At 69.7% G+C, this 2,055-nt stretch carries 2 protein-coding genes; both read left to right on the plus strand.

What is annotated here, in order from left to right:
• Positions 1 to 1,097 (plus strand): ADP-forming succinate--CoA ligase subunit beta (gene sucC, locus ACRX5S_RS14765; protein WP_436773354.1); only part of this gene is annotated, 1,097 nt, incomplete at its 5' end.
• A gap of 18 nt (positions 1,098 to 1,115) precedes the next feature.
• Entirely contained in the window at positions 1,116 to 2,000 is an 885-nt protein-coding gene (sucD, locus tag ACRX5S_RS14770; RefSeq protein ID WP_436773355.1) for a succinate--CoA ligase subunit alpha, read from the plus strand.
• Positions 2,001 to 2,055: the final 55 nt, after the last annotated feature.

The raw sequence follows: 2,055 nt of genomic DNA on the forward strand, positions 1-2,055 counted from the left end.
CCCCGGAGGCGGCCCGGGCCGCCACCGAGCGCCTGGGCGGCAAGGCGGTCGTCAAGGCCCAGGTCAAGGTCGGCGGCCGCGGCAAGGCGGGCGGCGTCAAGCTGGCGTTCTCCCCGGACGAGGCGGTCGAGAAGGCCACCGACATCCTCGGCATGGACATCAAGGGCCACACCGTCCACAAGGTCATGCTGGCCGGCCTCGGTGAAATCGCGGAGGAGTACTACGTCTCCTTCCTCCTCGACCGGACCAACCGCACCTTCCTCGCCATGGCGTCCGTCGAGGGCGGCGTGGAGATCGAGGTCGTCGCCGAGGAGAACCCCGACGCGCTCGCCAAGATCGCGGTCGACGCCCTGGAGGGCGTGACCCCGGCCAAGGCCCGCGAGATCGTCGAGGCCGCGAAGTTCCCGGCCGAGCTGCACGACCAGCTCGTCGAGGCGCTCCAGAAGCTGTGGACCGTCTTTGTCGCCGAGGACGCCACCCTCGTCGAGGTCAACCCGCTGATCAAGTCCGGCGAGGGCAGGATCATCGCGCTCGACGGCAAGGTCACGCTGGACGAGAACGCCGACTTCCGCCACCCGGACCACGCGGCGCTGGAGGACAAGGACTCGGCCGACCCGCTGGAGGCGGCGGCCAAGGCCAAGGGCCTCAACTACGTCAAGCTGGACGGCGAGGTCGGCATCATCGGCAACGGCGCGGGCCTCGTGATGAGCACCCTGGACGTCGTCGCGTACGCCGGCGAGAAGCACAGCGACGTCAAGCCCGCCAACTTCCTCGACATCGGCGGCGGCGCGTCGGCCGAGGTCATGGCGAACGGCCTGGAGATCATCCTCGGCGACCCGGCGGTCAAGTCGGTCTTCGTCAACGTCTTCGGCGGCATCACCGCGTGCGACGCGGTCGCCAACGGCATCGTGCAGGCGCTGGAGCTGCTGAAGAGCAAGGGCGAGGAGGTCACCAAGCCCCTCGTCGTCCGCCTCGACGGCAACAACGCGGAGCTGGGTCGGCAGATCCTCACCGACGCGAACCACCCGCTGGTCCAGCAGGTGGACACCATGGACGGCGCGGCCGACCGTGCCGCCGAGCTCGCGGCAGCGAAGTAAAGGGAGCCTGAACCAGCCATGGCTATCTTCCTGACCAAGGACAGCAAGGTCATCGTCCAGGGCATGACCGGCTCGGAGGGTATGAAGCACACCCGCCGCATGCTGGCCTCCGGGACGAACATCGTCGGCGGCGTGAACCCGCGCAAGGCCGGCGAGAAGGTCGACGTCGACGGCACCGAGATCTCCGTCTTCGGCACGGTCGCCGAGGCCATCGAGGCGACCGGCGCGGACGTCACGGTGATCTTCGTACCGCCGAAGTTCACCAAGGACGCCGTCGTCGAGGCCATCGAGGCGGAGATCGGCCTCGCGGTCGTCATCACCGAGGGCGTGCCGGTGCACGACACCGCGCAGTTCTGGGCGCTGGCCGGCCAGAAGGGCAACAAGACCCGCATCGTGGGTCCGAACTGCCCCGGCCTGATCACCCCGGGCCAGTCGAACGCGGGCATCATCCCGGCCGACATCACCAAGCCGGGCCGCATCGGCCTGGTGTCGAAGTCGGGCACGCTGACCTACCAGATGATGTACGAGCTGCGCGACATCGGCTTCTCGACCGCGGTCGGCATCGGCGGCGACCCGATCATCGGCACCACGCACATCGACTGCCTCCAGGCGTTCCAGGACGACCCGGACACCGACGCGATCGTCATGATCGGCGAGATCGGCGGCGACGCGGAGGAGCGCGCGGCGGCGTACATCGCCGAGCACATCACCAAGCCGGTCGTCGGCTACGTGGCGGGCTTCACCGCCCCCGAGGGCAAGACGATGGGCCACGCCGGCGCCATCGTCTCCGGCTCCGCGGGCACCGCGCAGGCGAAGAAGGACGCGCTTGAGGCGGTCGGCGTCAAGGTCGGCAAGACGCCGTCCGAGACCGCGCGCCTGATGCGCGCGATCATGGAGGGCTGACCGGCCCCCGGCTGTACCGCACCACGACGCCGCCCCCGCCGATCCGTTCGGCGGG

The sequence above is a fragment of the Yinghuangia sp. YIM S09857 genome (assembly GCF_051388915.1).
In the GTDB taxonomy this organism is placed as follows: Bacteria; Actinomycetota; Actinomycetes; order Streptomycetales; family Streptomycetaceae; genus Yinghuangia.